This window comes from Mesorhizobium sp. M7A.F.Ca.CA.002.04.1.1 (genome assembly GCF_004022805.1).
Classification (GTDB): Bacteria; Pseudomonadota; Alphaproteobacteria; order Rhizobiales; family Rhizobiaceae; genus Mesorhizobium; species Mesorhizobium ciceri.
This window is the reverse complement of sequence record NZ_RZPL01000686.1, coordinates 1-3,034: the sequence shown is the minus strand read 5'-3', so window position 1 is coordinate 3,034 and position 3,034 is coordinate 1. Positions and strand designations below refer to the sequence as shown.

The window sequence follows — 3,034 nt, the reverse complement described above, 5'->3', positions numbered from 1 at the left end:
CCACAGGATCGCGCCTGCAAGCGCGCCAAGGCCGGCGATGGCAAAGAAGGTGCCGCGCCAGCCGGCGACGGTGGCAACGAGCGCGCCGAGCGGCGCACCGAGCGCAACGGCCACAGTGGTGCCGCCGACAACGACGGCGATGGCACGCGCCCGGTGATGATCATCGACCAGCGCTACTGCGGTGCCCTGCGCGGTTGCGGCGAACAGGCCCGACGACAGCGCCATGACGATGCGCGCGACCAGCAGCAGTTCGAAGGAGGAACTCAAGGCGGCGGCGATGTTGCCGATGACGAAGAACACCAGCGTCCACAGGATGACGCGGCGCCGGTCCCATTCGCCGGTCAGCGTCGCGAGAATCGGCGTGCCGACCGCATAGGCGAGCGCGAAGGCGGTAATCAGCGTGCCGGCCAGCGGAATGGAGATGCCGGCATCCGCCGCGATGTCGGGCAGAAGGCTGGAGATGACGAAGCCTTCGGTCGAGATCGTGAACGATCCGAGCGCGAGCCAGAAGAGGCGCTTGTCCATGGCGGGATGTCCTTAGTTCAAAAGTTATTGAACAATTGGACATAACAGGGCATCATGTCAATGAAGCCAGGGAAAAATAGCTGAACCTTCCTGACAGCCCTGTGTCAGCACAGGCCGGGCGGGGTTCGCGCGAGACGGAGAAAGGCCACGTGGAGCCAACAATGATGGATGCGTTGAAATCGGACCCGACTGTGCTTAGTTTCGAGCCATGACCTTGCCACACCCCAATACGGACCAGATCAGCCTGCCGATCGTGCTTGGCGTGCTCGGCGACCCGACGCGGCTTGCCATCGTGCGCTATCTCGCCAGCAAGCAGGGCGTGCCGCTGAACTGCAGCCAGTTCCTCGATTTCGGCTCGAAGACCAATCTGAGCTACCACCTCGCCAAATTGCGCGAGGCCGGCGTCACCCGCGCCGAGGTGGTCGGCACCAACCGCATGATCACACTGCGCCGCGCCGATCTCGACGCCCGCTTCCCCGGCCTGCTCGACAGCGTCATCGCCGCCGCCGGCGACGATCCCGCACTGCCGGCGGTTGGCGGCCACGATATCGAAGTGCACGCCCGACCCTGAAGGACTTGGGTTCCTCGCCCACGAACGTGGGGAAAAGGAAAAGCGGCGTCACACAGGAGCTTCCCGAAATGCGCATCGCCGTCCTCGCCGATATCCACGGCAATGTGCTGGCGCTCGACGCCGTGCTTGACGACCTGCGCCGGCGCGGCGGCGCCGACCTGACCGTCAATCTCGGCGACAGCGTTTCCGGCCCGCTATGGCCGCGCGAAACGATGGAACGGCTGCAGGCGCTGAACCTGCCGACGGTGCGCGGCAACCACGACCGCCGTGTTGCCGCCGACCCCGCTGATGACACCATGTGGCCCTCCGACGTCTATGCGCAGGAGCGGCTGACCGAGGCACAGCGCCAGGTGCTGTTCGCCCAGCCGTTGACGCTGGAGATCGCACCCGGAATCATCGCTTTCCACGCCCGTCCCGACCATGACGAGAAATATCTCACTGATACGATCGTCAATGGCCAGCTGGTACGCGCGCCGCTGACGGCGATCCGGCGGCGGCTGAAGGCGCTCGACCCGGCTTGCCGCATCGCGCTGTGCGGCCACAGCCACCGCGCGGAACTGATCCGCGTCCCCGACGGTCCCGTCATCTTCAATCCGGGCAGCATCGGCTGCCCTGCCTATGACGATTCCACGCCGCCGGCGCATGTCTCCGAGCAGGGCTCGCCGCATGCGCGCTACGGCATTGTCACCCTGGGCAGCAACGGCCAGCCCGACGGCTTCGAGGCCATCGCCGTCGACTACGACCACGAGGCGGCCGCCAGGCAGGCCGAACAAGCGGGCCGGCCGGAATGGGCTCACGCGCTCAGAACCGGGTTCATGCCCCTGCCCGGCTGAAGGCTGGCGAAACGGCGGCCCGAATTTTCGGGCTTACATGGCGCCGCGTCGTCCCTTATAAAACCGGCCGGGCTTGCGGCGGGCTCGATCCGCCGCGGCACGGTATCAGCGCACGGCCAAACGATGAGGCGCACAGTTACGCTCCGAACAATCCTCCATGCGCTGATTGCTGCTCCGCTGCTGATGACGGCGTGGCCTGTGATTGCCCCCGCTATGGCTGAAGAGATGGCCCAAGAGGCGCCGGAGCTCGTCATCTCCGTCGTTACCGGCCTGGCGCCGGACGACCTTCTCAAGGTCCGCACCACCGCATCGCCGGTCGCCACGGTCGAGGCGCGGCTGAGCAGTGGCGACATGGTCACCAATCTCGGCTGCAACGACATCAACGGCTACAAATGGTGCAAGGTCGAGAGCACGGGCAAGGAGAAGCTGAGCGGCTGGGCGCCGGCGCGCTATCTCATCCCCCTCAATCCGAACCCCTATGTCGAAGGTGAGCCAAGACCGGCCGGTGCGCCGGTGGTTGCCTCCACCGGCAGTGGGGCCGAGCAGGCCTCGGCACCGGACCAATCGCAGGCCACCGGCTCAGCCGACAGCGCGCCGGTCGCACCGCCCGACCTGACGGCGCGGCTTGGCGGCGCCGGTCCGGCAGCCGAAAGCACGCCGAAATCGCCAGAGGAAATCGGCCACGCCGCCATGCAGGATGCGTACCTACTGGCGCTGGCGGCGCCTGACGTCCCGCTTGATTCCGCTCCGACGCTGGCTTCTGGCCCCGAAATTCCCTGCGCCCGCTATGTCGGCCAGCCGATGGAGCGCTGCAAGGTCAGCGTGGTGCACACCGCCGACAAGGCGAACATCACTGTGACCTGGCCCGATGGCGGCACGCGCATCATCTCTTTCCGTGCCGGCCAGCCGGCCGGTTCCGACGCGCCCGGCGACTTCCGCTTCACCAGGGAAGGCAGCCTCAACATGATCCGTGTCGGCGTCTCGGAGCGGTTTGAGATCACGGATCAGTTGGCGCTGGGGAATTAGAATTCAGGGGAGTAAGGGAGCAGGGAATAAGGGAGTGTGTTTGGAATTCTCTCGAACCCACCCTACTCCCCTACTCCCC

4 protein-coding genes are annotated in these 3,034 nt (G+C 66.1%); 3 read left to right on the top strand and 1 reads right to left on the bottom strand.

Translation table 11 applies throughout. The features are described 5' to 3' along the window. Nucleotides 1–525, bottom strand: a 525-nt coding sequence (locus ENZ75_RS26770) for an MFS transporter (RefSeq protein WP_164888022.1), incomplete at its 3' end; no start/stop codon positions are given. 208 nt (nt 526–733) lie between these two features. Here ENZ75_RS26770 and ENZ75_RS26765 point away from each other — a divergent pair. The 3 genes from ENZ75_RS26765 to ENZ75_RS26755 all read left to right on the top strand — a co-directional run bounded on the left by ENZ75_RS26765 (nt 734) and on the right by ENZ75_RS26755 (nt 2,955). Beyond that, on the top strand, nt 734–1,096 hold the full coding sequence (locus ENZ75_RS26765; RefSeq protein WP_013530112.1) for a helix-turn-helix transcriptional regulator: 363 nt from the start codon (nt 734–736) through the stop codon (nt 1,094–1,096). 68 nt (nt 1,097–1,164) lie between these two features. Continuing rightward, nucleotides 1,165–1,929: a metallophosphoesterase family protein gene (locus ENZ75_RS26760; protein ID WP_063168791.1), complete on the top strand. Its 765-nt coding sequence runs from the start codon at nt 1,165–1,167 to the stop codon at nt 1,927–1,929. Nucleotides 1,930–2,154: 225 nt separating this feature from the next. Next, the gene (locus ENZ75_RS26755) at nt 2,155–2,955 is read left to right on the top strand and encodes an SH3 domain-containing protein (protein ID WP_335918526.1); all 801 of its coding nucleotides are present in this window, start codon (nt 2,155–2,157) and stop codon (nt 2,953–2,955) included. The last annotated feature ends 79 nt before the right edge of the window (nt 2,956–3,034 follow it).